Origin of the sequence: Streptomyces sp. NPDC059957, assembly GCF_042730015.1 — a bacterium.
In the GTDB taxonomy this organism is placed as follows: Bacteria; Actinomycetota; Actinomycetes; order Streptomycetales; family Streptomycetaceae; genus Streptomyces.
In genome coordinates this window covers 1-26,151 of record NZ_JBHWMB010000066.1, presented here as the reverse complement: position 1 = coordinate 26,151, position 26,151 = coordinate 1, and the positions used below count along the sequence as shown (strand labels likewise).

General features: G+C 69.2%; 28 protein-coding genes and 3 pseudogenes. 14 read left to right on the top strand and 17 right to left on the bottom strand.

Annotated features, from left to right (window positions below; genetic code table 11):
- Positions 1–957: 957 nt before the first annotated feature.
- From ACFWBW_RS32495 to ACFWBW_RS32485, 3 genes are all read right to left on the bottom strand, one after another.
- Positions 958–1,341: a hypothetical protein gene (locus tag ACFWBW_RS32495; RefSeq protein ID WP_385380208.1), complete on the bottom strand. Its 384-nt coding sequence runs from the start codon at positions 1,339–1,341 to the stop codon at positions 958–960.
- A 527-nt stretch (positions 1,342–1,868) separates the two neighbouring features.
- Positions 1,869–2,099 (bottom strand): STAS domain-containing protein, encoded by a 231-nt coding sequence (locus tag ACFWBW_RS32490; protein ID WP_385380205.1) that lies wholly within the window; start codon positions 2,097–2,099, stop codon positions 1,869–1,871.
- A 677-nt stretch (positions 2,100–2,776) separates the two neighbouring features.
- Positions 2,777–3,301, bottom strand: a complete 525-nt coding sequence (locus ACFWBW_RS32485) for a hypothetical protein (protein WP_385380258.1) — start codon at positions 3,299–3,301, stop codon at positions 2,777–2,779.
- A gap of 887 nt (positions 3,302–4,188) precedes the next feature.
- Between ACFWBW_RS32485 and ACFWBW_RS32480 the strand changes: the two genes are divergently transcribed.
- A complete protein-coding gene (locus ACFWBW_RS32480) occupies positions 4,189–4,332 on the top strand; it encodes a hypothetical protein (RefSeq protein ID WP_385380202.1) in 144 nt (47 codons plus the stop codon).
- Between the two features lie 172 nt (positions 4,333–4,504).
- On the opposite strand, the gene ACFWBW_RS32475 is transcribed toward ACFWBW_RS32480, so the two are convergent.
- From ACFWBW_RS32475 to ACFWBW_RS32460, 4 genes and pseudogenes are all read right to left on the bottom strand, one after another.
- Entirely contained in the window at positions 4,505–5,755 is a 1,251-nt protein-coding gene (locus tag ACFWBW_RS32475) for a PP2C family protein-serine/threonine phosphatase (RefSeq protein WP_385380255.1), read from the bottom strand.
- A 309-nt stretch (positions 5,756–6,064) separates the two neighbouring features.
- Positions 6,065–6,313 (bottom strand): hypothetical protein, encoded by a 249-nt coding sequence (locus ACFWBW_RS32470; protein WP_385380199.1) that lies wholly within the window; start codon positions 6,311–6,313, stop codon positions 6,065–6,067.
- 55 nt (positions 6,314–6,368) lie between these two features.
- A pseudogene (locus ACFWBW_RS32465) lies at positions 6,369–6,753 on the bottom strand (ATP-binding protein).
- Positions 6,753–6,893, bottom strand: a complete 141-nt coding sequence (locus ACFWBW_RS32460) for a hypothetical protein (RefSeq protein WP_385380196.1) — start codon at positions 6,891–6,893, stop codon at positions 6,753–6,755. Before ACFWBW_RS32460 ends, ACFWBW_RS32465 begins: the two are co-directional and overlap by 1 nt.
- A gap of 324 nt (positions 6,894–7,217) precedes the next feature.
- Between ACFWBW_RS32460 and ACFWBW_RS32455 the strand changes: the two genes are divergently transcribed.
- On the top strand, positions 7,218–7,385 hold the full coding sequence (locus ACFWBW_RS32455; protein WP_385380193.1) for a hypothetical protein: 168 nt from the start codon (positions 7,218–7,220) through the stop codon (positions 7,383–7,385).
- A gap of 299 nt (positions 7,386–7,684) precedes the next feature.
- On the opposite strand, the gene ACFWBW_RS32450 is transcribed toward ACFWBW_RS32455, so the two are convergent.
- A complete protein-coding gene (locus ACFWBW_RS32450) occupies positions 7,685–8,722 on the bottom strand; it encodes a magnesium and cobalt transport protein CorA (RefSeq protein WP_385380190.1) in 1,038 nt (345 codons plus the stop codon).
- Between the two features lie 457 nt (positions 8,723–9,179).
- On the opposite strand from ACFWBW_RS32450, the gene ACFWBW_RS32445 reads away from it, so the two are divergent.
- The 7 genes from ACFWBW_RS32445 to ACFWBW_RS32415 all read left to right on the top strand — a co-directional run bounded on the left by ACFWBW_RS32445 (position 9,180) and on the right by ACFWBW_RS32415 (position 13,883).
- Positions 9,180–10,229 (top strand): magnesium and cobalt transport protein CorA, encoded by a 1,050-nt coding sequence (locus ACFWBW_RS32445; RefSeq protein ID WP_385380252.1) that lies wholly within the window; start codon positions 9,180–9,182, stop codon positions 10,227–10,229.
- 27 nt (positions 10,230–10,256) lie between these two features.
- Entirely contained in the window at positions 10,257–10,481 is a 225-nt protein-coding gene (locus ACFWBW_RS32440) for a hypothetical protein (protein WP_385380187.1), read from the top strand.
- A gap of 498 nt (positions 10,482–10,979) precedes the next feature.
- Positions 10,980–11,729: an STAS domain-containing protein gene (locus ACFWBW_RS32435; RefSeq protein WP_385380184.1), complete on the top strand. Its 750-nt coding sequence runs from the start codon at positions 10,980–10,982 to the stop codon at positions 11,727–11,729.
- Positions 11,730–11,882: 153 nt separating this feature from the next.
- Positions 11,883–12,218: an ArsR/SmtB family transcription factor gene (locus ACFWBW_RS32430; protein ID WP_385380181.1), complete on the top strand. Its 336-nt coding sequence runs from the start codon at positions 11,883–11,885 to the stop codon at positions 12,216–12,218.
- A 1-nt stretch (position 12,219) separates the two neighbouring features.
- Positions 12,220–12,948, top strand: coding sequence for a cation transporter (locus tag ACFWBW_RS32425; protein ID WP_385380178.1), 729 nt, complete (start codon positions 12,220–12,222; stop codon positions 12,946–12,948).
- 120 nt (positions 12,949–13,068) lie between these two features.
- Positions 13,069–13,749: a TSUP family transporter gene (locus ACFWBW_RS32420; protein ID WP_385380175.1), complete on the top strand. Its 681-nt coding sequence runs from the start codon at positions 13,069–13,071 to the stop codon at positions 13,747–13,749.
- Positions 13,746–13,883, top strand: a complete 138-nt coding sequence (locus ACFWBW_RS32415) for a hypothetical protein (protein WP_385380172.1) — start codon at positions 13,746–13,748, stop codon at positions 13,881–13,883. Before ACFWBW_RS32420 ends, ACFWBW_RS32415 begins: the two co-directional genes overlap by 4 nt.
- 79 nt (positions 13,884–13,962) lie before the next feature.
- Here the strand turns inward: ACFWBW_RS32415 and ACFWBW_RS32410 are convergent.
- Positions 13,963–14,163, bottom strand: a pseudogene (locus ACFWBW_RS32410) (YnfA family protein); the annotation flags it as partial.
- Between the two features lie 138 nt (positions 14,164–14,301).
- On the opposite strand from ACFWBW_RS32410, the gene ACFWBW_RS32405 reads away from it, so the two are divergent.
- Entirely contained in the window at positions 14,302–14,694 is a 393-nt protein-coding gene (locus tag ACFWBW_RS32405) for an SPW repeat protein (protein WP_385380169.1), read from the top strand.
- A 583-nt stretch (positions 14,695–15,277) separates the two neighbouring features.
- Here the strand turns inward: ACFWBW_RS32405 and ACFWBW_RS32400 are convergent.
- Positions 15,278–15,676 (bottom strand): STAS domain-containing protein, encoded by a 399-nt coding sequence (locus ACFWBW_RS32400; protein WP_385380166.1) that lies wholly within the window; start codon positions 15,674–15,676, stop codon positions 15,278–15,280.
- Positions 15,677–15,895: 219 nt separating this feature from the next.
- Positions 15,896–16,291 (bottom strand): ATP-binding protein, encoded by a 396-nt coding sequence (locus ACFWBW_RS32395; RefSeq protein ID WP_385380163.1) that lies wholly within the window; start codon positions 16,289–16,291, stop codon positions 15,896–15,898.
- Between the two features lie 888 nt (positions 16,292–17,179).
- Between ACFWBW_RS32395 and ACFWBW_RS32390 the strand changes: the two are divergent.
- From ACFWBW_RS32390 to ACFWBW_RS32375, 4 genes and pseudogenes are all read left to right on the top strand, one after another.
- Positions 17,180–17,516, top strand: a pseudogene (locus tag ACFWBW_RS32390) (MerR family transcriptional regulator).
- Positions 17,517–17,560: 44 nt separating this feature from the next.
- Positions 17,561–17,746: a cold shock domain-containing protein gene (locus tag ACFWBW_RS32385; protein WP_385380160.1), complete on the top strand. Its 186-nt coding sequence runs from the start codon at positions 17,561–17,563 to the stop codon at positions 17,744–17,746.
- A gap of 652 nt (positions 17,747–18,398) precedes the next feature.
- Positions 18,399–18,608, top strand: coding sequence for a hypothetical protein (locus ACFWBW_RS32380; RefSeq protein ID WP_385380157.1), 210 nt, complete (start codon positions 18,399–18,401; stop codon positions 18,606–18,608).
- A gap of 231 nt (positions 18,609–18,839) precedes the next feature.
- Complete coding sequence (locus tag ACFWBW_RS32375) at positions 18,840–21,293, top strand: protein kinase (RefSeq protein ID WP_385380154.1); 2,454 nt, start codon at positions 18,840–18,842, stop codon at positions 21,291–21,293.
- Positions 21,294–21,380: 87 nt separating this feature from the next.
- Here the strand turns inward: ACFWBW_RS32375 and ACFWBW_RS32370 are convergent, their stop codons facing one another.
- The 6 genes from ACFWBW_RS32370 to ACFWBW_RS32345 all read right to left on the bottom strand — a co-directional run.
- Positions 21,381–21,842 carry a hypothetical protein gene (locus tag ACFWBW_RS32370; protein ID WP_385380151.1) on the bottom strand — a complete coding sequence of 154 codons (462 nt, stop codon included), beginning with the start codon at positions 21,840–21,842 and terminating at the stop codon, positions 21,381–21,383.
- 255 nt (positions 21,843–22,097) lie between these two features.
- Positions 22,098–22,823, bottom strand: coding sequence for a DUF4241 domain-containing protein (locus ACFWBW_RS32365; RefSeq protein WP_385380148.1), 726 nt, complete (start codon positions 22,821–22,823; stop codon positions 22,098–22,100).
- Positions 22,824–23,126: 303 nt separating this feature from the next.
- The gene (locus ACFWBW_RS32360) at positions 23,127–23,552 is read right to left on the bottom strand and encodes an HIT family protein (RefSeq protein WP_385380145.1); all 426 of its coding nucleotides are present in this window, start codon (positions 23,550–23,552) and stop codon (positions 23,127–23,129) included.
- 129 nt (positions 23,553–23,681) lie between these two features.
- A protein-coding gene (locus tag ACFWBW_RS32355) for an IS3 family transposase (protein WP_385380249.1) occupies positions 23,682–24,892 on the bottom strand; the annotation gives its coding sequence in 2 pieces (ribosomal slippage) (positions 23,682–24,592 and positions 24,592–24,892; 1,212 coding nt in all).
- An 85-nt stretch (positions 24,893–24,977) separates the two neighbouring features.
- Positions 24,978–25,232: a hypothetical protein gene (locus ACFWBW_RS32350; protein ID WP_385380142.1), complete on the bottom strand. Its 255-nt coding sequence runs from the start codon at positions 25,230–25,232 to the stop codon at positions 24,978–24,980.
- Between the two features lie 266 nt (positions 25,233–25,498).
- The coding region (locus ACFWBW_RS32345; RefSeq protein ID WP_385380139.1) for a helicase associated domain-containing protein at positions 25,499–26,151 on the bottom strand (653 nt) is incomplete at its 5' end.

Below are 26,151 nucleotides of genomic sequence, written 5' to 3'. Positions count from 1 at the left end.
ACGCGTCGAGGTCTGGTGCGAGACAGCCAATCCGTCGGTGGTGTGCTCCAACCGATCACGTCGGCCTGGGGAGACGGGCCAGGAGCAATCCTGGAGCAGCGCCCCGGGCCTACTCAGCCAGGCTGTGATCGGGGGAGCCAAGGGAGCGCCCCGGCCCACGGCCCCACCGAGCTGGACCCGGTAGGCCCGGAGGCTTGGGTTCAAGGCCCTCTGGACTCCCTGGCACGCGGCCGGGAGAGTAGAGCGTGCTTGCACAGTCGGCCATCAATTTTGGGAGGCCTCTTTGGGTACTCGTCTCGCCGCTGTGTTCTGCGGAGTTGTACTCACCGCAGGAACGCTGCTGAGCGCGCCCGCCGCCACCGCCCAGGCGTCCGCTTACCCGACCAGCAAATTCGACGTGACCGTCGGGAACACCTTTACGAGGGGCACCATCACCTGGTACGCCCGCTCGGTGACCTTGACGGGCGTGCACAAGTCCGTGGATGGGGGCAGCTGCCGGGGCACCTCAGCGTTCACCCTCAACAGCCGTAATGCCGAACTGGGCAGGGGCTTCACTGACGACAGGGTGTGCGGTACGAGCAGGGAATTCACTCTCCCTGTCGAAGCGGATGTCTCCGGTGGGGCAGCCGTCGTACGCGTCTGTCTCGATGACGGTGGTGCACCCGACAACATCACGTACTACAAGTGCGAGCGGTACGGGCGCCCTTGAGCGCTTGCAGGAGCTGAGACGGCCCGTACGCTCTGGGAGCCCTGGGCGGGGAGAGTAACGGCTCCCGCCCGGGGCTCCCGGCTGTCCGGTCTGCCGGCCACCCGAGCGCCGTCCGGGGCGCGGGCCCCGTCACGGCCCCGGTGGCCAGGACTGCACCCCGCGCGGCCGAACGTACCCCGACTCCGGGCGAGCGGGCCGCGCTCTGCTCCTCGGTGCTGAGCCACCCGTTCGGACGCGGCAAGGTGCCTTCAGCGGTCTTCCCACTGGGTGCGGGCGACCTCCGAATTGGTCCGGACGAGCTGCCAGTCGTCCTCGATCGTGAAGAGCGAGTACCGGCCCGTTGCGTCCAGGGCGTCGAAGACCCGGTGGGCCCAGGCGTCCGAGTCGGGCTGATTTGCAGTGACCCGGGCCGGGTGGGAGTGGTATGGCTCGTCCAGGTCCGGCGGCACCGCGACCCAGACGCTCAGCCAGCGCTCGTCGTCCCTCCAGGTGAAGGAGGGGGACTGCCCACCGGCGTCACCGGAGAACCCGATGCCGAAGGCCGCTTCCAGGTCAGCCCATAGGGTCTCCGCGAGGGTGACTCCGGGGGCCTGCGGCTCCCGGAGGCCAGCGTAGATGTTGTATTCGCTCAAGATGATCAGCCTCAGCCCACATCGGAAGTCTTGTCATAGCAGTATCCGATCAGTCGCACACCCCAGTCGGAGATCGTTTATGGCACAAGCCTTACCCGCCCGACGAGCTGGTCTGGCGCCGGGCGCGTTTTGACGGCGTCGCCATCGGGGTCGCGCACCGTCCGGCCGATATCCTGTCTTCCTCGCGGCGGCCGGGCTGGAGAACGCCAAGGACGTAGACCTCACCGACCCCGATTTCGTGGAATGGCGAGGCGCCGGGCCCGAGGCATGGGACCCCTCTCCCTGAATCGCTCTTCGCGCCCCGGGGGAGGTCGGCTCGCAGGAAACCCGTGCCGTCCTGCAGCCACGCCAGGACGTGACTAGATGTGGGGTAGCCAGCCATCGGCGAAGTCGGAGTGGTCCCGTGCGCGGTGTGCCTTTTCCTCGAGGAGCCGGCGGAAGCCTGCCAGGGCGTAGCGCTCCCCGGTGCCCGCTCTGGGCCCGGGGATGGCGGCCACGGTGGCCATGCACTGCTGGGGCTGGGGCTGTCAGCCGGTGACCATAACCCGTAGCCGCATGCGCTCCGCGCGCCGGTGCAGGTCCAGGAGATGGAGCAGGCCGTCGACGTCCATGCCGGCGACGGCGTGCAGGTCCACCAGGAGGTCCCGCTCGTCCATGGTCACGTAGTCCAGCGCGCGCTGGAGCACTTCTCCCGCACCCTCGTCGAGCTCCCCCGTGGCGCTGATCAAAACCGAGCTGCCGCAACGCTCGACGTCCACGTTGATCAAGGTGCTACTCCCGTCACCCGAGGGCACCGCACCCACGGGGCCCCATCCTGCCGCGACACGGCGCGGGGCTGGTATGCGACGCGCTGAGGCGCGCGTAGAGGCCGGGGGTGCACCGAGAGGGGGCTGGGGCTTGTGGCTGGGGTCTGCCAGGTACCGCTCTCCTGGCAGACCCCAGCACTCCGAGTTGTGTGCATCCGGGCCCGCACCCGGCACGCTCGGAGTACTGGGTGCAGGTGTGTATCCCGCGTCGCTCGGTCAACGAGCCTGAGGCCGGGACGGTGAGCGTCCAACAGATCCGCACATGCGTGCAGAGCCGTTTCTGCCCCGCATCGTTGAAAGGGCCGAACTCACCCCGGAGTGCACGCAAGGGCGCCTTCCCCCGACGCCTCCGTATTCCTGGGAGTTCACGGCATCAGGACCGCGGTGACAGGACCGCCGCTCATGCCGTGCGCCCGGCAGCCCGCCCCCTCCCCGGACTGCCGGGCGCCCAACGGACCGTCGTCGCCGCCGCCCCGTACATCGACCGTGACGTCCTGCCCAGCAGGCCGCCCGTGACGAAATAGCGCCGCGCCCTAGTCGGCTTTCTGGATGAGGATGGACCGCCGCAGTTCAAGGCGGGTCCGCCACTGGTGACAAAAACGATCCAGCGGCTGCTCCGACCGGGATGATCAACGCTGGCCGTGTGTCGGCTGCTGTCCGACGCGGCCGGCCGGCCCTCGCGCGAGCCCTTGAGCCCGATGCCGCCGGCGACTCGGCAGTGCTGGTTCTATCGGCTGCTCCACCAGGCTGCCCCTGTGCCGGTAGCTGTGGACAGCAGTGTGATCAGCCACACCGGTACACGCTGAACAGTCAGGTGCAGACCGCCGCAGCGGAACTCGAAGTACGGACGCTGCTTGTTGTCCGCAGTGCGGGTCGTGGGCATGGATTGCGGTCCTCTCGTAGCTCTGCCAGTCACATCGGCGTACACGTCTATGGCTCCTGTCGCGCGCCGTTGCGCGGCATAACTGGACACCTTGCTCATGCGGCCAGGGCCGAGCGGGTCCGCCGCCGCCCCGGATAAGCCCTGCATGCAGGGTCTCCAGCAGCTTGTCGGTGACGTCGTTGCGGACGGCGACCTGCGGGTGGATGACCACGTGGATGCCGCCGTCCTGGCGGGTCAGCGCGTTGGTGACCGAGTTGCTCAGGATGGGCATGTCGTCGGTGACCACCTCGAGGACCGTGTGACCGCAGGACCGCTCGTTCTCTCGACAGGTGTGCATCCGACGCTCCTCTCCCGCCGGAGAGCGCCGGATGCGACGCGGACGTACACAGGCATGGGCATCCGCGGCGGTGGTCGAAGGCCGCATCGCCGCGGATGTGAACGGAGAGCTATAGGTCCCCTGTGCGCGGGGAGTTTGCCGCCGCGAGCGCCGGCCTCGGGCGCAACGAAAGACCGGCGCCAGCTCCAGGGTGCCCTCAGCACTGCCCGATCAGACGGCCAAGATCACCTGTCAGAGGACTCCGGGGATGACTGAGTGCTGGGCCGCCACTTCGACGGAGGTTCCCGCAGCGCGCTGACCTGCGGTGGTGCATCTTCGCTAACGCAAACCGTGCAGTGGTCCCACTTCGATGGCATTCGGTCCAGGTTCGGTGGCACGGGACACGAATGCTCCTGGCACTGCAACATGTTCAGTGCAACACCGCCGCGCGTTGCGCTCTGACCTGCGGTGATGCCGCGGATAGAGGTGCGTGGAGCCGGTGTTGAGCCTCGCGTTGCAGGCCCGCGCCATGTCTGGTCAGAGCTGCTGGCCGCGCCGGTTGCCGTAGACCGCGAAGCCCTGGGCGATTGCCCGAGCGACGCCACGCACCCCGGCCGGTCCAATCGCCCCGCATCGCAGTCGACGACGGTGATCCGGTGCGTGGGCGCGGGGTGTCCGCCCCGAGCGGGCGGGGGCCGTTGGAAACAATGGCCGGTATGAGGACGTGCTGGGTGTATCAGTTTCGGGGTGGCCCGGAGCGTCAGGTCGTCGAGATCTTGGCTCATAGAGACGCAAGGCCCCGGCAAGTCCATGTACGGGAGTGCGCTGGTGGGTACGGGCTGGTGGACGGGTACCTTCTGCGACATTGCGACGCGGTGGCCCGGGTGGCCGTCTACACGTGGGTGCGGCGGGGCAGGCCCGAGCCGGTGGCCGCCCATCTGCTGGAGCTCTTGGCCGAGGTCTGCCCGCAGGAAGACGCCTGGTAGGTCTACTTCGTGCGGCGGATATGTCGGCGCCGGTTCAGGCCCACGGGTGGCGACCGGGACCGATCGCCGTCAGCGGAGCGAACTGCCCGCCGTGGTTCGCGAGGAGATCCCGATGATCGGGGAAGCTCCCGGGCCGACCTTGCTTGCCGTGTCGACCGTACGCGGCCCGGAGTCACTGCTGGAAGGCGGGTGGTTCCGTTGTTGCTGGTGGTGAGGCGTCGGTGAGGTCGGCGCCGTTGGCGGCGTCACGCTCGGCGTGGTGGGTGCCGTGCCAGTCGAGGCACATGACGGTGGCGTCGTCGTCGAGGTGGCCGTTGCCGGCGGCGACGATCGCGCCGATAAGGGTGCGGGCGGCTTCGCGGGGATGTAGTTCGCGGGTGCGGATGATGAGGTCCGCGAGGTCGAGGCTCTCGGCGTGGCGTTCCAGCATGCCGTCGGTGAGCATGATCAGCCGGTCTCCGGGCCGCAGGTCCAGGGCCTGCACGCGGTAGGTGTTCGGCTGCGAGGGGTGGATGTTTATGCCGAAGGGCCGGTCGACTTTCGGAACGATCTCCTGGACCTTGCCGTCTCGCATGCGCAATGGCCAGGGGTGGCCGGCGTTGACGAACTCGGCATTGCCGTCGAGGAGGCTGATGCGCAGCAGCTGGCCGGTGACGAAGCCGCTGCGGCCGTTGTCGCGCATGGCCTGATCGGCTTGGCGGGCTTGTTCGGCGAGGTCGGCGCCTTCGCGCCGGGCCCGGCGCAGGGCGCCGATGACGAGGGTGGCGAGCAGCGCGGCGTCGACGTCGTGGCCCATGGCGTCGGTCACCGACAGCTGCACGGTGTCCCGGTCGATGACGTAGTCGAAGGTGTCGCCCCCGACGTGCTCGGCGGGCTCCAGTGCCCCGGCCACGGCGAACTGGGCGGCTTCGCAGGCCAGGGATGCGGGGAGCAGGCGGTGCTGGATCTCTGCGGCCAGGCTCAGGGGTTTGGTGCGCCGGCCCCACTGGTAGACGTCGGTGTGGGCTCGGTTGGCGATGACGATGTAGGCGAGCGCGTGCGCGGTCTCGCCGATCTCCCGCATCACTTCCTCGTCCGGCGTGGCGGGGAGGAAGAGTTCGAGGAGTCCGATGGCGTCTCCGCGGTTGGTCACCGGGGCGACCACGCGTACGTGTTGGCTCTCGCCCCGGTGTTCGACCTGTGGCTGCTGGGTGCGGATGACGTCTTCGTACAGGGTGTCGCGCAGCAAGATCCGCCGGGGCGGGTCGTCGGTGTCGATGCTGTCAGCGTTCCCCAGCCGTACGACCGAGCTACCGGTGAAGTCGGTGATCAGGAACGACACCGACGCCGCCTGGAGGCGCTCCTTGAGCATGCGCGCGACCACATCCAGCGACTCCACGGGCGCGGCTGCCTCCGCCGCCTCCAGTATCCCCGCCAACGTCACCGCCCCGCCCCGGCGGCTCCCGCCCGCGTCAGGGTGAGGCGCCCGCCCGCCGTCCGGCTCTCCTGCGGTCACAGCGGGACCCCTTATTGCTCGATACCGCCCGGGACTCCCGTCCCGGGACAGGCGAAGACCGGCGCCGAAGCGGCACCGGACGGGCTCCATTGCACCATGAGGCTCCGGGGCCCGGGCCGTCCGGATGGCCCGCCCCTCTTGGGCGCGTGCGGCCCGGGACTGCGCCGATGGGGCGAACCCTGTGCCGCGGGGCGCCCGTCGAATGGCCGGGGGAGCGCTGATTGCCGTCCCTGGCAGTCAGTGCACTTCGTAGAGCCGCTCGCGCAGATGAAGCAGAGCGGCGGTGTCCGCGACCGCCGCGAGATCGGCGAGCAGGGTACGGATAGTCGCATCGTCGCCGCTGCGGACCGCCTGCACGATGTGCTCGATCGTCTCGCGGGCGCGGGGATTCATGCCCGCCGGACAGGCCGGGGCCCAACCAAGGTCGACCTGTCCGGCAGGCTCGCCCACCTCGGTGTCGGATGAGGATTCCCGCGCTGCCGTCACGCCATCCCTAACGGATCGTCCACCTCGCAGGTCACCCTGCAAGCCATGCCCGGTGCTACCGGGCCAGCAGGGCGCTGACGGTTTTGCCGCCCGCCGGGCGGTGGGTGACGGTAGTGGTGAGGGCGAGGCGGTTGACCATGGGCCAGCCGTCCAGTGCCGTCGTCCAAATCAGGGGTACGCATCCGCGGCGCCTCGGAACTGTTGTCGTGGACGCCGACCTCAATGCCGCTGGCGTGCGAGGTCAGGTCCAGGGTCCAGAAGCCGCCGCCGTGGCGCAGAGCGTTGGTGACGAGCTCGGAGACGACCAGGATCACCGTGTCGCCGGCCCCGGCCTCGACCGCTGGCAGGGGGTCCCGGAGGAAGTGCCGGGTGATCTCACGCGCACTGGCGACGGACGTCGCGCTGCGGGCGGGTGCGACGGTGACGCTCATCGTGTCCATCAGGCTTGGCCATCCCCCTGGTCGCCATCTTCCTTGCCCTGAACGCGGTCGTCATCGCCGAGTACAGGGACAAGGAACGCGAACAGTGCGGCGTCAACCCGGTCCCCGGCACCGCCGACGTACTCTTCCTCGAAATTCACCGTCCGCGGGGTCGAAGTCGACGGGTACCGCATCCTGCGCGCCGACGCCCCGGCGGCTCCGAACGCCATCGCCGCGATCCTGCTGGCCCTGCGCAATGCAACCGGGGTCCAGCCGCACTGCTACTTCGCCTGGGCTGAGGGCAGTCCGCTGGTCCACATGGTCCGGTACTTCCTTCTGGGCCGCGGTGACACTGCACCGGTCACCCGCGAGATCATCCGCAGTCATGAACCCGACCCCGAGCGCCGTCCGGGAATTCACGTCGGCGGCTGATCCACACTCATGTGCAGCGTCCCCCGGGCGGGCAGGATCGAGAGGCTGGTCAGATGACGTCTACGCCGGAACAGCAGATGCGGCGCAGGATTCTCACCCTCACCGTTGTCGCGGCAGTCCTGGCGGTTGTGGGAGCAGTCGCCGGCTGGTGGTGGCTCCTCGGCATCGGGGTGTGGGTTTTGATCACTGCGTTCCTGATCGAGATGATCTACCGGCCGTAGGAGGGCCTGAGCGCATCGCATCACGCCTGGGCCGGGGATGCCGCATCAACTCAGCAGCAGGTGCTGGAAAATCGCCGCCGATCCTGGCGGGCGGGCTCTCCCTGATCCGCTGGCACATCGACAGCGCCTTCAGCAGCGTCAGCGCCCCGATCAGCAGCGCCGGGATCGGCCACACAGCCCCCGCCGCCAGCGTGCGATGGCTCGGAGGATTGCTACCTGGGTCGCCGGTCCTGGGGCCGACGGACCGGCGTCAAGAGGACGCCCTCCGGGGCGGCGGAGCGAGAAATGGGGCCGGGCTGTTAGAGCCATTTGTTGCGGCGCAGGGCCCGGTAGATGACCGTGCACGCGGTCACCATGAGGATCCAGACGGCCGGGTAGCCGTAGGGGGATTTCAGTTCGGGCATGTGCTCGAAGTTCATGCCGTAGACGCCGACGATCATGGTGGGGACGGCGATCAATGCCGCCCAGGCGCTGATGCGGCGCATGTCGGCGTTCTGCTGGACGCCGAGCTGGGCGATGCTGGCGCTGAGCATGCCGGAGACGAGCTCGTCGAAGGACAGGATCTGTTCGCTGACCCGCTGGTGGTGGTCGGCCACGTCCCGGAAGTACGTGGCGACCTTCGGAGGGATGGCGGGGACCGTGCCTTCGCTGAGGCGCTGCAGTGCGCTGGCGAGCGGCATGACGGCGCGCTTGAACTCCAGAAGTTCCCGCTTGAGCTGGTAGATGCGGCCTGCGTCGACCGGCCGGTCGGGGGAGAAGACCTCGGCCTCCAACGAGTCGACGTCGCCCGCGAAGGCGTCGGCGACGTCCATGTAGCGGTCGACGACCATGTCCGCCACCGCGTGCAGGACGGCGGCTGGCCCGCAGCCCAGCTGCTGCGGATCGTCCTGGAGTTGGCGGCGTACGCCGTCCAGGGATGGGGCGCTTCCGTGGCGGACGGTGATCGCGAAGCCGGGGCCGGCGAACACCATGATCTCGCCGGTGTCGACGATCTCGCTCGTCGCCGTGACCTGCTCGTGGTCGACGTAGACGATGGTCTTCAGTACGAGGAACAGCATGTCGCCGTAGCGCTCCAGCTTCGGCCGCTGATGCGCGTGGACGGCGTCCTCCACCGCCAGGGGGTGCAGGTTGAAGGCCTCGGCGACCTCCTGGAACTGCTCCTCGGTGGGCTCGTACAGGCCGATCCAAGCGAAGCGGCCCTCTTGCGGGTCTATCCGCTTCATGACCGTGGCCAGATTCACCTGGCCGGGGATGCGGTGGCCGTCCTCGTAGAGCGCGCAGTCCACCACCGCCGAGGGCAGACCCGCACTGTCCCTGACGCCCCGCTGCTCCGCCATGTGCTGCCTCTTGTCCCTGGTCCGGTACGTAGGGATGCAACCTACCCGCGACCATCAGGTGATCACCCATGGCCCTGACCGCGGCTGGCGCCGACGGGCACAGGCTGGCCGTATCCCGCCCCGGCGGGGGCTGCCGGGAGAGCGTCCCAAGGCTTCCTGCGGCGGGCATACCCTGCTCAATGGCCCATAGTCCCGCGCGTACCGAAGGCAGGTGAGTTCCCCGATGTGTGGTGAACCTCCCAGTCGTACGCCGCGGGACGCTGCCTTGCCCGGCCTGTAGCCGGACCCCCGCAGGCGGCGTCTGCGGCGTGCCCTCGTGCATCCCCAACGCCCCTTCTTCCTGCCTGCGGAAGGACCCTCCGTGTCCGAGCATCGTCTGCGTGCCCTGCGCGCGTTCACCAAGCCCGCCCAGCGCCCCGCCGAGCTCCACTCCGATGCCGGACAGCCCAGCCCGGCCGTGCGGGCCGAGCCCCAGCCGCCCCGCGAGAACAGCGTGGTCACCGCGGCGATCTACCACGACGGAGTACGCACAAGCACCCACGACTCACTCGCCGAGACCTTCGGCAAACTCCGCGAGGCCGAGGGCGGGATGGCGTGGATCGGCCTGCACCGCCCGACCGAGGCCGAGCTGCTGTCCGTCGCCGCAGAGTTCGACCTGCACGCCCTCGCGGTCGAGGACGCGCTGGAGGCCCATCAGCGGCCCAAGCTGGAGCGCTACGGCGACACCCTGTTCGTGGTCCTGCGCGCCGCCCGCTACCTCGACGCGGTCGAGGAAGTCGACTTCGGCGAACTGCACGTCTTCGTCGGCCCCGACTTCGTGATCACGGTCCGCCACGGCGCCGCCCCCGACCTCGCCGCGGTCCGCCGCCGCATGGAGAACACCCCCGACCTCCTCAAGCGCGGCCCCGAAGCCGTCCTGTACGCGATCCTCGACGCCGTCGTCGACGGCTACGCCCCCGTGGTCGCCGGGGTGGAGAACGACGTGGACGAGATCGAGACGGAGGTCTTCCGCGGCGACCCGACCGTCTCACGCCGCATCTACGAGCTCTCCCGGGAAGTGGTCGAGTTCGCCCGCGCCACCCGCCCCCTGACCCGGATCCTCGAAGGACTGTCCGCCGGATTCGAGAAGTACGGCATCGACGAGGAACTGCGCCGCTACCTGCGCGACGTCGCCGACCATGCCACTCACGTCACCGAACGCGTCGACGGCTTCCGCCTGGCCCTGCAGGACATCCTCGCTGTCAACGCCACCCTGGTCACCCAGCAGCAGAACGAGGAGATGAAGCAGCTGGCCCAGGCCGGCCACGCGCAGAACGAGGAGATCAAGAAGATCTCCGCCTGGGCGGCGATCCTCTTCGCCCCGACCCTGGTCGGCACCATCTACGGCATGAACTTCGAGACCATGCCCGAACTCGGCTGGGTATTCGGATATCCGTTCGCCTTGGTGCTCATGGCGTTGGTGTGTCTGGGGCTGTACGTGGTCTTCAAGCGCCGCGACTGGCTCTGAACCCGGCACCAGCCGCACCCTGAACACATGAACACCGCGCCGATCGTCGTGCACCCGGTGTCCCTGAGCGGCGGACGGCAGGTGACCATGCGCCGCCGGGGCCGCGAGGATGTCCTGGGTGTGGCCTACTCCGACTATGACCTGGTGGTCTTCCTCGAAGCCGCCGGTGTGGTCTCCCCGGACAACGTGCTGGACGACCCGCAGCTGGTGCAGTGGAACGGCGCAGCCGCGCACGAGTGGCGCGCCGCCTGAACGAATCTGCGCGATGCAGAACACAGGCCAGCGCTGCTCACGGCCAGGGGTGATCGACGTGGTGGAGCTGCTACGGACATGGCCACCTGCAGCGCTGCTCGAACCAAGCGCTTCCGCGGGGAAGGTTTGGCGTGCCGCAGCCGGCGGAGGCCTTGGTTGCCCTGCCCTCTCGGGGGGACTGACTGCGGCACGCCAGGCGTCTGCCCCGCCCCGCCTGCCCCATGCCACCGCCTCGCCCCTCCCGCCGCCAGGAAGGCGGGGTGGCGGTGTCTGACCTGGTCTTACAGCTGGGTTCGTGCCACGCTCAAAGGGAACCAGCCTGGTCTGGTGAGAGGCCCCGCGTCGCCGCATGGTCACCTCGGGGGTGTGACCGGCGGAGGGTACGGGTGGCCTCGCTCGGCTGTGCACGGCCCGAGGCGGCGGTGCGCTCGACGGCCGCCCCCGCTCGAAGCTGGGAGCCGACCGTGATGGGCTCCGATCCGATCGGCGGCTCCGATCATGTTTCCCACCCTGAACGTCGATGTCACCGTGCGCCCGGGCCGGGCCGTGGTCACCATCGCGGGGGAACTCGACGCGGACACCGTCCCATACGTCACCGAGGCCACCGACGCCCTCGCCCTTACCGGCCGGGTCCTCGTCCTCGACTTCTCGGGCGTCACCTTCATGGACTCCAGCGCCGTCCACCTGCTCTGCGACCTGCGCGACCGCGCCCTGGCGGAAGACGGCAGACTGGAAGTGCGCGGGGTCTCCGGGCAGGGGCTGAAGCTACTGGACGTCACCGGCACTCGAGATCTGTTCTCACCCCGCCCGGCCCCGCCGACAGCGACCGTGTCCACGTCTGCAGCCACGCACGCGGGTGGCCGCGGGTTCGTGCAGAGCCCCAGTGTGCGAGACGGCGGCGAGGACTGGGAGCCGGTGAGCGGTGAAGTCGAACAGGCCCGGGGACTCCTCGCCGGCCTCCTCCTCCCCGCTCCGAGCAGCGCCATCACGCTGGAGGCCAGGGTCGAGCGGGTGCAGCAGGCGGTGGTGAGCCTGGCCGTCATCGGAGCAAGCACCCACAGCCGTCTGGGGCGCCTGGCCGGCGACTACGCCGTCGTCCTGACACCCGCCATGCTCTGGCACGCGGAAGGCCGCGGTGGATCCGTCCCCGACAGCAGGCAACTCGATGATGCCGAAGGCACCATCGACGAGCTCCGTAGGTTCCTCGTTTCTCTGTACGGCCTGGAGCCTGGCTTCGGACACGAGTAGCGGAGTAGGGATGACATGCGTACGCGGGGGCGAGCGGCATCCGCTTCTGGTCGGGGGTGATGTACACGAACCCGGTCAGCACCCGCGTACCTTGCCGCGGCGAGTAACAGTTCATGCTTTCATGGATTCAGGGTTGGGTGTACTTTCGTGGGTGTGCTGACTCTCGCTGCTGACATCGAGGTGCTGGCGCGGTTCGGCCGCGCCCTCGCCGACCCGATCCGCTGCCGGATCCTCCTCGCCCTGCGCGAGGCCCCGGCCCACCCCGCCGACCTCGCCGACACCCTCGGCGTCTCGCGGACCCGGCTGTCGAACCATCTGGCATGCCTGCGCGACTGCGGCCTGGTCGTCGCGGTACCGGTCGGCCGGCGCACCCGCTACGAACTCGCCGACGAACGCCTCGGCCACGCGCTGGACGACCTGCGCACCGCAGTGGTGGCGGTCGAGGCCGACAAGACCTGTGCCGATGCGGATGAGAAGGGCTGCTGCTGAGATGACCGCCGAGATACCCATCGGCATAGGCCCGGCCCCGGCCCGCCAGGACGTCCTGGCCCGCCGGATACGGCTGCTGGTCGCGGCGACGATCTCCTACAACGTCATCGAGGCGATCGTCGCGCTCACCGCGGGCACGATCGCCTCCTCCACCGCCCTGGTCGGCTTCGGCCTGGACTCGGTGATCGAGGTCTCCTCCGCCGCGGCGGTCGCCTGGCAGTTCTCCGCCCGCGACCACACCCTGCGAGAGGCCCGCGAGAAGCGCACGCTGCGGATCATCGCGGTGTCGTTCTTCATGCTCGCCGCCTACGTCACCTTCGACGCCGTCCGCGCCCTGACCGGCACCGGCGAGGCCGAACGCTCGATCCCCGGGATCGTCATCGCCGCCCTCTCCCTGGCGATCATGCCGTTCCTGTCGGCCGCCCAACGCCGCGCGGGACGCGAACTCGGCTCCGCCTCCGTGGTCGCCGACTCCAAGCAGACCCTGCTGTGCACCTACCTCTCCGCCGTCCTCCTCCTCGGCCTCCTCCTCAACGCCACCCTCGGCTGGTCCTGGGCCGACCCCATCGCCGCCCTGGTCATCGCCGGCATCGCGCTCAAGGAAGGCCGCGACGCCTGGCAGGGCAAGGGCTGCTGCGCACCCGCCACCAACACCCCGATTCTCACCACCGAGCCCGCCGAGAGCGGGCTGGACGCATGCGGCTGTGAGCCGGGCTGCTCCTGCTGCTGAGCATTCCCTGGCCGCCGGTTGGAGGTCCGGACGGTTCCCGGGGCAGGGGCTCGGTGCTTTCACCCGAAGGTGGGGGTGGGCCGTAGCGGGCGGGCGCAGACGACAGTCAGGATTCTGGTCATGACCATTGACCAGTCCCTCGTCCCCCTGCGTGCCACGCGGCCGGCGCCGGTGGTGTTCGCCGCGGGAGCGGCCATCGGTGTGCTGGGCGGGATGATCGGGTTGGGCGGCGCGGAGTTCCGTCTGCCGCTGCTGATCGGCCTGTTCGGGTTCGCCGCGCTCTCGGCGGTCATCCTGAACAAGGCGATGAGCCTGGTCGTGGTCCTGGTCGCGCTGCCCGCCCGCCTGGCGGCGGTCCCGGCCGCCGATGTCGCCGCCCGCTGGCCCGTCGCGGTCAACCTGCTGGCCGGCAGCCTGCTGGGAGCCTGGGCCGGAGCGACCTGGGCGCTGCGGATGCGCTCCGCCACCCTCTACAAGGTGCTGGCGGCCCTGATGGTGCTCATGGCGGCCGCCCTGATGGTCACCCACACCACAACTCTGGGCACGCTCGATCTTCCGTTGTGGGCGCAGGTGCCCGCCGGTGTCGTGGCCGGCTTCGGTATCGGTGTGGTCGCCGCGATCATGGGGGTGGCCGGCGGCGAGCTGCTGATCCTACGATCGTGCTGCTGTTCGGTGAAGACATCAAGACCGCCGGCAGCCTCTCCCTGCTGGTCTCGTTGCCGACCATGCTCGTGGCGTTCGCCCGCTACAGCCGCGACGGCAGCTTCGCCGCCCTCGGCGCCAACCTCCGCTTCACCATGACCATGGCCGCGGGCTCCATCACCGGCGCGGTGCTAGGCGGGCTCCTCCTCGGCGTGTTCCCGGACCTGGTCCTCATCCCCGCCCTGGCCGTGACCCTGCTCGTCTCCGCCGTCAAGCTCGCCCGGCACACCTGACCCTGCCACCACGACGCCCAGACCGGCCCCCGGCCTGGGCCTGCTCCCGGCCGGGGTCGGTCCGTTCGGTGGCCGCGCGGGCGTACACGATGACCGCCATCCCGGCGAGGCAGACCAGCGCGCCGATGACGTCGAAGCGGTCGGGCCGGTAGCCGTCGGCGACCATGCCCCAGGCGATCGACCCGGCGACGAAGATCCCGCCATACGCGGCGAGGATCCGGCCGAAATCGTCGTCGCTCTGCAGGGTGGCCACCACCCCATACAGGCCGACCGCCGGCACCGACCGGCGGCCGGGCGGTGCCCGCTGCCAAGAAGGAAGACGCGCAGCGCCTGGCCAAGGGGCAGCGTTCAATCGGGGCGGCTGGGGCTGGTTCTGCGTGCCCGGCACGACCGGGCGGCAGCTACGCCCCGCGCCCAGATGGTCGAGGCCCTGGCGCTGCTCACAGGCGTCTTCCTTGCTGCGTCCCCGTGGATCGTCGGCTTCAGCGGTTTCACGACGCTGGCCGTCAGCAACCTCATCGCCGGCGTCGCTTACACGCTGTTCCTCGGCGGTCTCGGCAATTCCTATGAGCGCACCCACTCCATGGCCTGGGCCGCGGTAGTTGTCGGCATCTGGACCTGCGTCGCCCCCTGGGTCGTTGCCGGCGACGTCGCCCATACCCGCTCGATCACCAGCAACCTGATCACCGGCGCCATCGCCACCCTCCTCGCCCTCGCCGCCGCCTCGGGCGCCCGCGACCACGACACCCGCCATCGCGACACCGTCCGGCGCGACCCCGCCCCGCGGCGCTCCATGCCTGGAGCTCCCTGACAACCAGGCCCTGCACGACCGCGACGACGCCGTGTGAAACGCCGCCGCCACCCCGGCCGGGGTGGCGGGTGTCTGGCGTTCCTCGGCCAGGAGGGCTGGAAACAATGGTCCGCATGCGTACGTGCTGGGTGTATCAGTTTCGGGATGGCCCGGAGCGTCAGGTCGTCGAGGTCTTGGTTGAAGGGGCCGAAAAGCCCCGGCAGATCCAGGTACGGGAGTCCTGTTCGGATGGGCTGGTGGACGGGTACGTCCTGCGGCATGCCGATGCCTCGGCCCGGGTTGCCGTCTATACCTGGGTGCGGCGGGGCGAGCCTGGGCTGGTGACTGCCCATCTGCTGGAGCTCTTGGCCGAGGTCTGCCCCCAGGACATGCCTGAGAGATCTGCAGACCGGTAGCTACGACGGCGCGGCCGCGCAGGCTGGGCTTGTCACGCAGGTGACAGGGCGAACACCTCGTCTCCTGGGCCCGGACTGCGCTCGCGGCGGACGTGGCTGGAGCGGCAGGGCATGGCGGCCGAGGCGCAGAAATGGGAAGAGCTCGTGGACCTCGCTTCATGCCGAATCGCAGCCACGCCGGGACGCGGCTAGATGTGAGGCAGCCAGCCCTCGGCGAAGTCGGAGCGCTCCTGTGCGCGTTGCGCCTTCTCCTCGAGGAGTCGGCGGAAGCCTGCCAGGGCGTAGCGCTCCCCGGTGTCTGCTCTGGGCCCGGGGATGCCGGCCACAGTGGCCATGCACTGCTGGGGTTGGGGCTGCCAGCCGGAGACCTGGACCCGTAGCCGCATGCGCTCCGCGCGCCGGTGCAGGTCCAGGAGATGGAGCAGGCCGTCGATGTCCATGGCCGCGACGGCGTGCAGGTCCACCAGGACATCGTGCTCGTCCATGGTCACGTAGTCCAGCGTCCGCCGGAGGACTTCTCCTGCCCCCTCGTCGAGTTCTCCGGTGGCGTTGATCAGAATTGAGCTGCGGCAGTGCTGGATGTCCACGTTGATCAATGTTCTGCTCCCGTCACCCGAGGGCTTCGGACCCGCGGGGCCCCATCCTGGCGCGGTACGGCGTAAGGCGGGCATGCGGCGCGCTGAAGCGTGCGCAGAGGGCGCGGGACGGGGTTGAACCGGGAGGGGGCTGGAGCGTTGCCTGGGCGGGTGCTTTCAGCGGGGGCCGGTGCGACTGCTGGATCTCCGGGGCCCGCCCGCCGGCGACATCTATCTGCGGGGGAGGAGGGCGCGCACGGTCTTGCCGCCCTCGGGTGTGGGCGTGACGACGGTGGCGAGGGCGAGGTCGTTGACCATGTGCCAGCCGAACCCGCCGGTGCCGTCGACGAGGTCGGGGGTCCGCATTCGCGGCGGGCGGGGATCGGAGTCTTCGACGGCGACCTCGATGATGCCGGGGTGGACGGTCAAGCGAAGCGTGTAGGCGCCGCCACCGTGGCGCAGGGCGTTCGTCACGAGCTCGGAGACGACCAGGACCACGCTGTCGGCACGCTCCGGGTCGATCCCCGACGGCCCGAGGGCTTCAAGAAAGGACCAGGCGCTCCGGCGCGCCTCGGCAACGGCGGCCAGGGCGCCAAGGGCTGTGCGCTCGCTGCTCATCGTGGTCATCGCGCCCTCCGTGTCCGTTGCTCGTGTCGGGCTTAGCCTGCCCGGACGTTGTCCCCGCCTCCGTAGCGGTTGAACCCGACAACACCCGATTACCTCAGAGCTGGGCACCTAAAAATCTGTCCTGGCCGGAGTAGACATTGCACTGTGTCGTGGTTATGGTTTCTCTCGTAGCCCAGAGAGACCGCGGGGCCTGGCAGAGACGAACTGCCAGGCAGCAGTCCACGCAGTACGCAGTACCCGTAGTTGCAGTGCGCAGGGCGGTGCGGTGGTGGAGTGTCGAAGCCAGAGCAGGTGCAGGACGGCGACGGGACTGGCCATCGGACCGGGTGGCCCGCAGTGATCAGGGGCCGCCGAGAGCAGGACCGCAGTTAACGCAGTGGCAGTACCCGCAGTTCGCAGAGCCAAGCAGTGCAGTCAGTAAGTGGTACCTCGGTGAGTGCGCTGGAGTGTGGGCGGGTACACCGGGAGGTTCGGCAGTGGGGTTCTAAGCCAGAGAAGACGCAGGACAGGCGACGGGGCTGGCTGCCGAAACGTGGCGCTCGGACAGGCCGCGAGCAGTACAAGCAGTGCGCAGTACCAGCAGTTCTGAGTGGAGCAGTACCGCAGTTCGCAGTGGTAAGTAGTTGATCATCCGAGGGATGAACGGAGGGATTGGGCGCCATCAGGATCGCCCGGGCGGAAGTCTGAGTCCGGGTACCGCAGGACATCGTTAGTGAGGTGGTCTCCGGTCAAGCAACCGCGATCCCCGCGCCTCGGGCAGCAGTCAGGCCAGGCACGCGGAAACAAGTAGGCCGGCGCAGTTCCAGGGCCGGTAGATGGTGTAACAGTTCCTTCGGGGCCCTGGTGCCATAGGCACCAGGGCCCCTCCGTGTTCCAGAAAGAGGTGCAATGACCGCAGACGACTCGATTGGCCGTCTCGACGACGACTACCCCGCCTACACCATGGGCCGGGCCGCAGAAATGCTCGGCACCACCCAGAACTTCCTCCGCGCCATCGGCGAAGCCCGCCTCATCACCCCACTCCGCCGGCGGCCACCGCCGCTACTCCCGCTACCAGCTACGCATCGCCGCCCGCGCCCGCGCCCGCGAACTCGTGGATCAGGGCACACCGATCGAGGCTGCCTGCCGGATCGTCATCCTCGAGGATCAGCTCGAAGAAGCGCAGCGCATCAACGCTGGCTACCGCCATGCCGCTGGTTCGGTGAACCCGACGGCATCGGCCTGAGACCGTCCCACGCCCGTCGGACACCGGCGGGCCCCGGGTTTCCCATGTTCGTGCCTGTCTCCGGGCGCTTCGGCTTCATCGCCCAGGAGGGTGGCGGCCCCGACGTCTTCGCCCGTTACTCGGCGATCAACTCCTCGGGCTACCGTGAGCTCCAGGAGGGCCAGGTCGTCACGTTCGACGTCACCCAGGGCCAAAAGGGGCCCCAGGCCGAGAACATCACCCCGGCCTGACCCTTTCCGCTGTGCGCCCGGGGTGCCCTCAGTGCCCCGGGGTGCAGCGGCCCAAGCAGTCAGCGGCCAGTAGCGCGACCGCGGTGGCGATGACGGGCATCACGCCAACTCATCCCGCTCCACGCCATAGCCGCCATCGCAGCTACTCGCCAGGCATGGGACCTTCTCGACGAAGCGACCCGCGCCATGCTCACTTGGGACGGAGCCTGGGACCAATGGAGTGCCCAAGACCGGGTGACCCCCTGGCTGCGCACGATGACGGGAGACACCGCCAGCCTTGTCGCAGCAGCCCTCCGCGATCACGCGAGCGCCGCCCGGCACTTTTCCGGCTTGGAGCAGGACCCTTTGGTCGACGTCCGCATCCGGCAGGCAGTCCAAGCAGCGAACTCCGCGCGACGCTTTTGAGCCGGGACGCCTCCCGGGCGTGGCCAGATAGCACCCACCCGCCATCGTCAGGTGCCGACTCCCATGCTGGAGCGCACCCTGCGCAAGGACCGCACCGAGGTCACCTTGATCCTCACCGCCGACACTCCGTCCGGACCGGTCAGCGTGGTCGGCGACTTCAACGACTGGCAGCCCGGCGTTCACACCCTACGCCCGCGCATGGACGGCACGCGGGCTGTCACGGTCGAACTGCCGGCGATGAACACGCGTGAGCGGTTACGTCATCGTCCAGAGCGGCGCCCGCACCGAGGCCAGCGCCCGCGTCACCGGCCCGGTCCTGGTCTGCAGAGGCGCCGTGATCGCGGCCGGAGCGTACGTACGGGACCACGTCGTCATCGGCCCCGGCACCCAGGTCGGGTTCGGCGCCGAGATCACCCGCAGCCTCCTCGGCGCGCACGTGTTTGCCAAGCACGCATGACCGGACCAAGAGGGCTAGGAAAGCAACTTCCTCCAAGCGACCGTGCACAGCCTTGACGCCCTCTCCCCGGGAGTTGCGGGCATCCGCCCATCAGCCGCTTCAACAATGCTGTGGGTCGATATACCAGCCCTCCCACGCGGCCTGTCGGCCTTGGGGCGGCAGGCGTAGAGTGAGTCCTCCGGCGGTCGCCGGAGCACGACCGGGTACGGGTGGGAAACGGGCGGGCGGAGCATGCGGGATCTGGAACCCGGAGACCCCAGGCGGATTGCCAACTACACCATCGAGCACCTGCTCGGGCAGGGCGGGATGGGCCGGGTGTACCTCGGCCGCAGCCGCGGCGGCCGAGAATTCGCGGTCAAGGTGATCCCCACCGACAGGGTTCATGATCCGCGGGTCCGAGCCCGGTTCCGCCGCGAGGCCGAGGTGGCCGGCAAGGTGGGCGGGGTGCACACGCCGGCCCTGCATGCGGCCGACCCTGACGGGACGACGCCCTGGATCGCCACGGTCTACGTACCAGGTCCCACACTCAGGGACCGGATCGGCGCTGAAGGACGCCTGGACCTGGCGGGTCTCGGCCGCCTGGGCGCCGCACTGGCAGAAGCACTGGTCGCCTTCCACGGGGCCGGCATCATCCACCGGGACCTGAAACCGGACAACATCATCATGTCGCCGGACGGCCCCGTGATCATCGACTTCGGCATCGCCCACGGCCCGGACACCACCCGCACCGCCACCGGCCAGGTGTCAGGAACGGCCGGCTTCATCGCACCGGAGGCGTTCCAGTACGAGGAGGTCTCGCCTGCCTGCGACGTCTTCGCATTCGGGGCGGTGATGGTCCACGCCGCCGGCGGGCTTCCGTTCGACGCCGCACACGGCTACGCCCCCACGGAGGACGACCTCCCCGACGTCTCGGCCTTGCCCCCCGAACTGCGCCAGGTCGTAACCACCTGCCTGGCCAGGGACCCCGCCGCACGCCCCACGGCCGACGACCTCCTCGCCCTGCTGGCTCCGCTCGTCCCCACGACCGGACCACTCCGTCCGCAAGGGCCGCCGGCGCCGCGCCGCCTCCTCAACCGCATCCGCCCATCCGTCGACCCGGCTGCCTCCACCGCCGACGCGGTGCCGCGGACGCGGCCCCGTACGGCCGTGGTCCCCGCGCAACCCGGCCCGCCGCACGTCCGGTTCAGGATCGCGGTGCGGCGGCGGGTCATTCTCGTGGTGACATCGCTCGTGGTGCTGTGCGCACCTCCCGCCGCGATGGTGGCGTTCGACAAGCCCTACGCCCTCATCCCGTTGTGCTTGCTCGGATCCGCCTTCCTCGCCTTCCTCGTACAGGCACGGCCAGTGGAACTCACCCTGAGCGCCGCCGGTGTGTCGTTCGCCGTCGGCGCCCTCACCCCCATCCGGACCCAGGTGCTCTGGGCGACCGTCACGTCCCTCGAACTCGACGTTCGAAAAAGGCCGCTGATGCGGATCACGACCAACATCCCCTCGCCGAAACCCCCAGCCGGCCGGGATGTCTACGTCACACCTCAGCCCTACACCGTCCACCACGTCGTGATGCCCGGGAAGCCGCGCATCTCGGCCTGCCCGCTGCCGGCGGGCAACCCCCGGTCGACGGCTTCCCTGGTCACCACCGCCCTCGCCCTGTTCGCCCCGCAGATCACGCCCGAGCCCCTCTCCCCGGCCCGTAGCTCGCCATCGCCGAACCTGCTGTCCGTACGGCCCCGCGCGGTTGGCGCCCTGCTGACCCTCCTCCCCGCCGCCGGCCAGCTCACGGCCGTGGGGACCACCCAATCTGACACCTCCCTCATCGCAGCCCTCGCATCCGGTTGGGCACTCCTCATCTGGCTGGTGCCGCTGCGCCCCTGGCGGGTGACCCTGAACCACCGGGGACTGCGTATCCGCGGCCGGCGGCGGACCGGTCGACGCATCGCAGCCGCTCTCCCGTGGGCGGACATCCAGTGCATCTGGGAGGAGCGCGACGGGCGCTGCTACGAGCTGCACGTGCTCCTGCGTGCCGAGGTCAAGCCCCCGCCGGGTCTGCGCGTCGACACCCGGCCGGACGGCACGCGCGTCCGAATTCCCCTCCCGGGTCATCGGGTCGACCCGCTGACCCGCGCTGCGCGCTCGCGCTCCACGCGCCTCCCGGCGTGCACACCGGTCCGCCCTCGTCCGCGTCGGAGGCCGCAGACCTCGCCGCCTGATCCCAAGGGACGGGCTCGTCTCCAACGGCGCCCGCCATCGCGGCCGCAGCCGCTGCAAAGGGACGGGTCCCGCATCCGATGGGCGCAGCTGATTCCCGGCGTTCGGCGCGCTGTCACGCCCGCAAGAGCCACTGGCCGCTACGCGCCAGGCCGGGCCGCTGGTGCACCTGCGCGCCCTGAGGTCACGGCCCGCTTATGGGTGCCGCGGCCGATCGGCCGGCCCAGGACCACACCGGACGTGGTCCTGCCGGACAAGGCCTACTCGTCCCGCGCGATCCGGACCGATCTCCGCCTACGAGGGATCCGGGCCGTGATTCCGCAGCCCTCCGACCAGGTCGCCAACCGGAATGGCGGGCATCCGCTGCGGCACGGTACCGGGGTGGCCGCTCTGGCAGGTGCACTTCGCCGTCACCGACGCCGACCTGACCGTACGCCAGGCCGTCGGGCTGGGCGGGCAGGTCCTCGACGGCCCGGATGAGACCCGTACGGCCGGGCGGCCCGGCTCGCCGATCCGCGGGGCGGGCGGTTCTCCGTCATCGAGGTGGACTGACGCAGGCGCGGCCGCTCACAGCCTTGACACGATCGCGCGGGCCAGCGTTTCGAGGTGACCGCGGATCTGGCTGGAGTGCTCGTCGGGGATTCCCGGGGCAAGGGGGACGACGGCGTAGTTGACGGCGAAGTTGACCGAGCCCTTGCGCACGTACAGATGGCCACCGATCTTGGCTTCCTCGTACAGGGCCACGTCGCCCACTCCGGCCACCGGTGTGCCCGACTTGGTGTGCCGGCTGACCTCGTAGGGCAGCAGGGTGATGAAGACGGTGCGGCCCTTGGCGGCGTTCACGTAGGTGCACTGCGTGAGGCCGGGCAGGGCGGTGTCGTCCCGGCTTCCCTTGGCCGGTTGACCGAGGACCGCCCCGACCTCCTCCTCGGTCGCCAATGCGCAGACGTCCAGCTTCGGTTTCGTGGGTTCGGTCTGCGCGGAGCCGCCGGAGCTGGTTGCGCAGCCGCTCAGGGCGAACAGGATCACCAGGCCCAGGACTCCCGGTAAGAAGCTGTACCGTGCCGGCCTCCGGGAACGCGTCATGTCCGGCCCCTCTCGTCGAGTCGATCGTCGAGGCGTCGTCGGCCCGAGGCGCACCGGGCGCAGCAGACCGTTGCAGACGGCCATGTGACGATACGTCATCCTCTGGCGGCGGCCAGCCTAGTGCGGCCTTCATGAAGATTTCTATGATTACCGTTCATTCCAGCTGCCCGTAGCGGCCAAGCAGAGGCAGCAGCTGCATCAGGCTTTGGTGCCCGGCATACCGCTGGTGACGACGATCGCGGCCACGTCGCCGGTCGCGGTGCGGCCCAACCAGACGATGCCGCCCGACTCGGCCCCGAACGTGACCAGATCGGCTTGTTGCGACTCGTCGCGTACCCGCTCGCACCATCCGGGCAGCCGTTCGGTGTCGCGCGGCACCGGAATGCCGTCCTTGAATGCGCGAAATGGCGCGGACAAGGTCGTCCACGCACCTGCGTCGGCGAAACAGCCAACATTGGCGTCGGAGTAAAACTGGGGTTCCTTGCCTGGCTGAATCCGGTCGATGTCGTCTTCGACCCCCAGGCCCATCTCCCACCCGATCACAGGGCCGTCGCTGAGACGCAGGCGCGTCGCGGCACACTCAACGCCATCGAAGTACTCGCCGAAAAACTCGTACGGGCCCGCCGTCCAGGCGATCTCCACTCGGTAGACGCCCGGGGGAATGCTCACCGCCAGCTCCCGCGGGGGCCTCGTCGGCAACCCTTGTTCGTATCTCGAGACGTCGTCATCGTCGAACGGAGCATCGACGACAAGACGGCCGCTGGGTACACGAATAGTGGTCACCTCCTCGATCCCTGTCACAACGATGGGCGTTGTCGGATCGTCGTACACCGTCCCCAGGTAAGCACCGGGGGTGAACGCCGTCTCCAGGTACCAGGCGGCCTCAGGCCCAGCTGCCAGCCGCGCGTCCCCAACCCACTTCATGTCTCACCCCTCCTCGCCGCCCGGCCGGGCGGTCAACCGAAACATACGTGGGCCCGCTGGCATCGGCACTTCGCCTATCGTCCTCGAGCGCACGCTGCCCGACCGATCAACCTGCTGCGCGGCTAGAGCAACGGGACAGCGTGGTGGTAGGTCTGGGGAGCCGGGATGAGCAACTCTGAGGCCATGCGAGGACGGGCGGGATCAAATTTTTCCACCACGACCACATATTTCGCGCTCGCGAGTGCCCTGCAATCGAACGAAACCGTCACGCTTCGTGATCGCTCCCCAAGATCTGGCTCTGGCTCACTTGTGTGGTGCCGGCCCCGAAGCCAGAGCGTCGGCAAGCCGCGCCCCCGGATCGCCAGTGACGTGATGGACGGAGCGTCCGGCCGGCCAGGTCGAGATTCCGTCGCCCACCCACCGCGGAACGACATGAAAGTGCAGATGGGGCACCGACTGCTCCGAACCCGGGCCGCTGGCGCTGAGGATGTTCACACCCGAGGCGTTCAAGGCGCTCCGCGCGGCCTCGGCCACGCGCTGCACCAGCGCCGTCATCACGGCGAGGACCTCGGGCGGGGTCTCAAAGACGTCCGCGTAATGGAGCGTCGGAACCACCAGAGTGTGACCCGGCGCCAGCGGGTTCAGTGGAGCAAAGGCACAGGCCACCGAACCACGATCCACCCAGCTCCCGGTACCTTCACGGATGAGCCCACAGAAGATGCAATCCATGTGACCGACCCTGCCAGACGCGGGATGTCACTCGCCAACCAGTTCGAGGACGACCCCGACTTCACAGAAGATCTGTGCCAGAACCCCGTTCTCATGAACAAGGGCCTTGACCCCGGGTTTTGAACACGTCTATGCGGCTTGGGTCAGGGTAGTTGCAGCTGGCTGGAGGTCGTTCTCGTAGGTGATCGGGGACCGATGGCCGAGGCGGGAGTGCCGGCGGCGGGTGTTGTATCGGGTCAGCCAGCGGAACGCGTCGAGCCTCGCCTCGCGCTCGCTCGACCAGGCTTTGCGGCCCTTGAGTGTCTCCCTCTTGAAGGCGGCGTTGAAGCTTTCCGCGGCGGCGTTGTCGGCGCTGGATCTGACCGCGCCCATGCTCTGCCGGACCCCGGCTGAACTGCAGGTTTCAGCGAAGGCCCTGCTCGAATACTGGGATCCGTGGTCCGTGTGCATGATCGCGCCGGTCAGGTTTCCACGGGTCCGCTCGGCTGCCGCCAGGGCGTCGATGACGAGCTCGGTTCGCATGTGATCGGCGATCGCCCACCCGGCCAGCCGACGCGAGCACAAGTCGATGACGGTCGCGAGGTAGAGCGGCTTCGCGCCGCTGACCGGCAGGTATGTGATGTCGTCGACGTACCTTCTGTTGACGTCGGCTGCGGTGAAGTCGCGTCCGATCAGGTCCGGTGCCTTCGACGCGGCTTGGTCCGCGACGGTGGTGCGGTGCCGGCGGCGCAACCGGACGCCCTCGAGCCCGATGGTCCGCATGATCCTGGCGACCCGCTTGTGGTTGACCACCGGACCCTCCTCGTCGCGGAGTTCCGCGGTGATCCTGGGGGCTCCGTAGGTGCCGTCGGAGTCCTGGTGGATCTTGCGTATCCGGGCCGCGAGCCCGGCCTCGACGCTCTGCCTGGCCGCTCTCGCGGCCGCGGTGCGACGCCAGTAGTAGAAGCTCGAGCGGGCCAGTCCGAGGATGTCGCAGAGCCGCTTCACGCCGTGACGGCGCTGGTGATCGTCAACGAACTGGTAGCGGTTCACCAGCGCGCCTCCGTCGCGAAATACCGGGCCGCCTTGCGGAGAATGTCCCGCTCTTCCTCGAGCTCGCGGATCCTCTTGCGGGCGGCGGCCAGCTCCGCCTGAACGGCGTTGTCGCCGGCCTGCGAGGCGGCCGGCGGCGACGAGTGGGCGCCGGGGCGGCGGCCGTCGGCGGCTCGGATCCAGTTCCGCAGCGTTTCGGTGTTCACCCCGAGATCACCGGCGACCGACTTGATCGTCGCTCCCGGCCTCGACCGGTACAACGCGACCGCGTCCGCCTTGAACTCGGCGGGATAGTGCTTCATCCCCACGGGGACTCCGTTCTCCTGGACCATCAAGATCCAAGTGTCTCCGGTGTCCAAAACCCAGGGTCAGGGCCCCTGGAACGGTTCAAGATCATTTGTGTCCGTGGTGGCTGTGTCGCCGCTCCTTTGTCCGTGAGTTGGTCACAAGCCACAGGACACCCAGGATCACGGCTCCGGCCATCCACAGAAACACGATTGCCCCCACGCCGAGGACGGTGCCCACATCGCTGCCCACTCTGCAGGCGTCCTGGACTTCGGGAGGCTTCGTGGCACAGAGGTCTTTGCCGGCTGCTGCGATTCCGGAGATCAGCCACAGCAGCATCACCAGGTTGAACGCGAGGATCACCCATGTGAAGAGCCGCCAATGAGGGCGCCACCGACCGCCGGAATGGTGCTTCGGGGGAGGGGGCGGTCGGTTTCCCCAGGCTTGAGGAGCGTTGTCAGCCATGTCAGGGCCTCCGCTCTCCCCTTATCCGCTTGGTTCCACAGTGAGGTGAAGACGGGTTTCCCGCACTCCGTCGGTCTCGCCGGTCCCCTCCCGGACGGGTCGGCGTCGGGCCTGCGCGGGGCGTGCAGCGCGGCAGACCGAACGGTGGCGCTGGTCGTGCATCGTCACGGTCTGGCCCAGTCGATACCGAGGTCGGCGAGTGCGGCGAGTTGCTCCGGGTGGAGCCGGTCGCGGCGTTGTTTCTGGTTGACGATCCACACCCCGGTCCGGTGCTCCATGCCGTCAGGGAGCAGTTCGACGTGGCCGCGCCCCGGCATCCCGCTCCCTTCCCACTCCCGGTACTGCGCGAGGGCGTGGATGCCTGTCTGGAAGGCGGCTGTGCCTCGGCCGGACGTGGAGGCCGCATGTGCCTTCGCTGCGGTCCAACGGGCTCGTACGGCCTTGACGCCGAGTTCGCCGAGCCGCTCGCGCTGCTCGTCGTTCAGCCCGCTCCAGTTACGGCGTTGTGAGTCGAGCCAGCGTCTGATGTCCTCGCCATGCCGGGTCACCCCGGGGACGATCGCGCTCAGGCGGGCGCCGTCGGTGAGGAGCTGGGAGAGGTATACGTAGCGCCGTTGCCAGTCCACCGTCCAGCCGTTCTCGGCCGGGTTCCAGTCCGGATCGACCGTGGCGAGCGCTTCGGCTCGCCGGCGGGCGCGGACCGGGTCTTTGCCGAGCCCGCCGGGGCGGCGGATGTTGGTGAGCCACTGCCCGACCGGTTTTCCGAGGGCGATGCCGTGCCGCGGCGAGGCCAGCGTCCCGTGCTGCTCGAAGTAGG

Excerpts from the sequence above, each read along its gene's own strand:
- ACFWBW_RS32375 (WP_385380154.1), top strand. The coding sequence starts at position 18,840 with ATGCGGGATCTGGAACCCGGAGACCCCAGGCGGATTGCCAACTACACC.
- ACFWBW_RS32385 (WP_385380160.1), top strand. The coding sequence starts at position 17,561 with ATGTTCGTGCCTGTCTCCGGGCGCTTCGGCTTCATCGCCCAGGAGGGT.
- ACFWBW_RS32365 (WP_385380148.1), bottom strand. The coding sequence starts at position 22,823 with ATGAAGTGGGTTGGGGACGCGCGGCTGGCAGCTGGGCCTGAGGCCGCC.
- ACFWBW_RS32395 (WP_385380163.1), bottom strand. The coding sequence starts at position 16,291 with ATGACCACGATGAGCAGCGAGCGCACAGCCCTTGGCGCCCTGGCCGCC.
- ACFWBW_RS32415 (WP_385380172.1), top strand. The coding sequence starts at position 13,746 with ATGACCATGGCCGCGGGCTCCATCACCGGCGCGGTGCTAGGCGGGCTC.
- ACFWBW_RS32360 (WP_385380145.1), bottom strand. The coding sequence starts at position 23,552 with ATGGATTGCATCTTCTGTGGGCTCATCCGTGAAGGTACCGGGAGCTGG.
- ACFWBW_RS32405 (WP_385380169.1), top strand. The coding sequence starts at position 14,302 with ATGGTCGAGGCCCTGGCGCTGCTCACAGGCGTCTTCCTTGCTGCGTCC.
- ACFWBW_RS32435 (WP_385380184.1), top strand. The coding sequence starts at position 10,980 with ATGTTTCCCACCCTGAACGTCGATGTCACCGTGCGCCCGGGCCGGGCC.
- ACFWBW_RS32420 (WP_385380175.1), top strand. The coding sequence starts at position 13,069 with ATGACCATTGACCAGTCCCTCGTCCCCCTGCGTGCCACGCGGCCGGCG.
- ACFWBW_RS32440 (WP_385380187.1), top strand. The coding sequence starts at position 10,257 with ATGAACACCGCGCCGATCGTCGTGCACCCGGTGTCCCTGAGCGGCGGA.
- ACFWBW_RS32450 (WP_385380190.1), bottom strand. The coding sequence starts at position 8,722 with ATGGCGGAGCAGCGGGGCGTCAGGGACAGTGCGGGTCTGCCCTCGGCG.
- ACFWBW_RS32455 (WP_385380193.1), top strand. The coding sequence starts at position 7,218 with ATGACGTCTACGCCGGAACAGCAGATGCGGCGCAGGATTCTCACCCTC.
- ACFWBW_RS32485 (WP_385380258.1), bottom strand. The coding sequence starts at position 3,301 with ATGCCCATCCTGAGCAACTCGGTCACCAACGCGCTGACCCGCCAGGAC.
- ACFWBW_RS32425 (WP_385380178.1), top strand. The coding sequence starts at position 12,220 with ATGACCGCCGAGATACCCATCGGCATAGGCCCGGCCCCGGCCCGCCAG.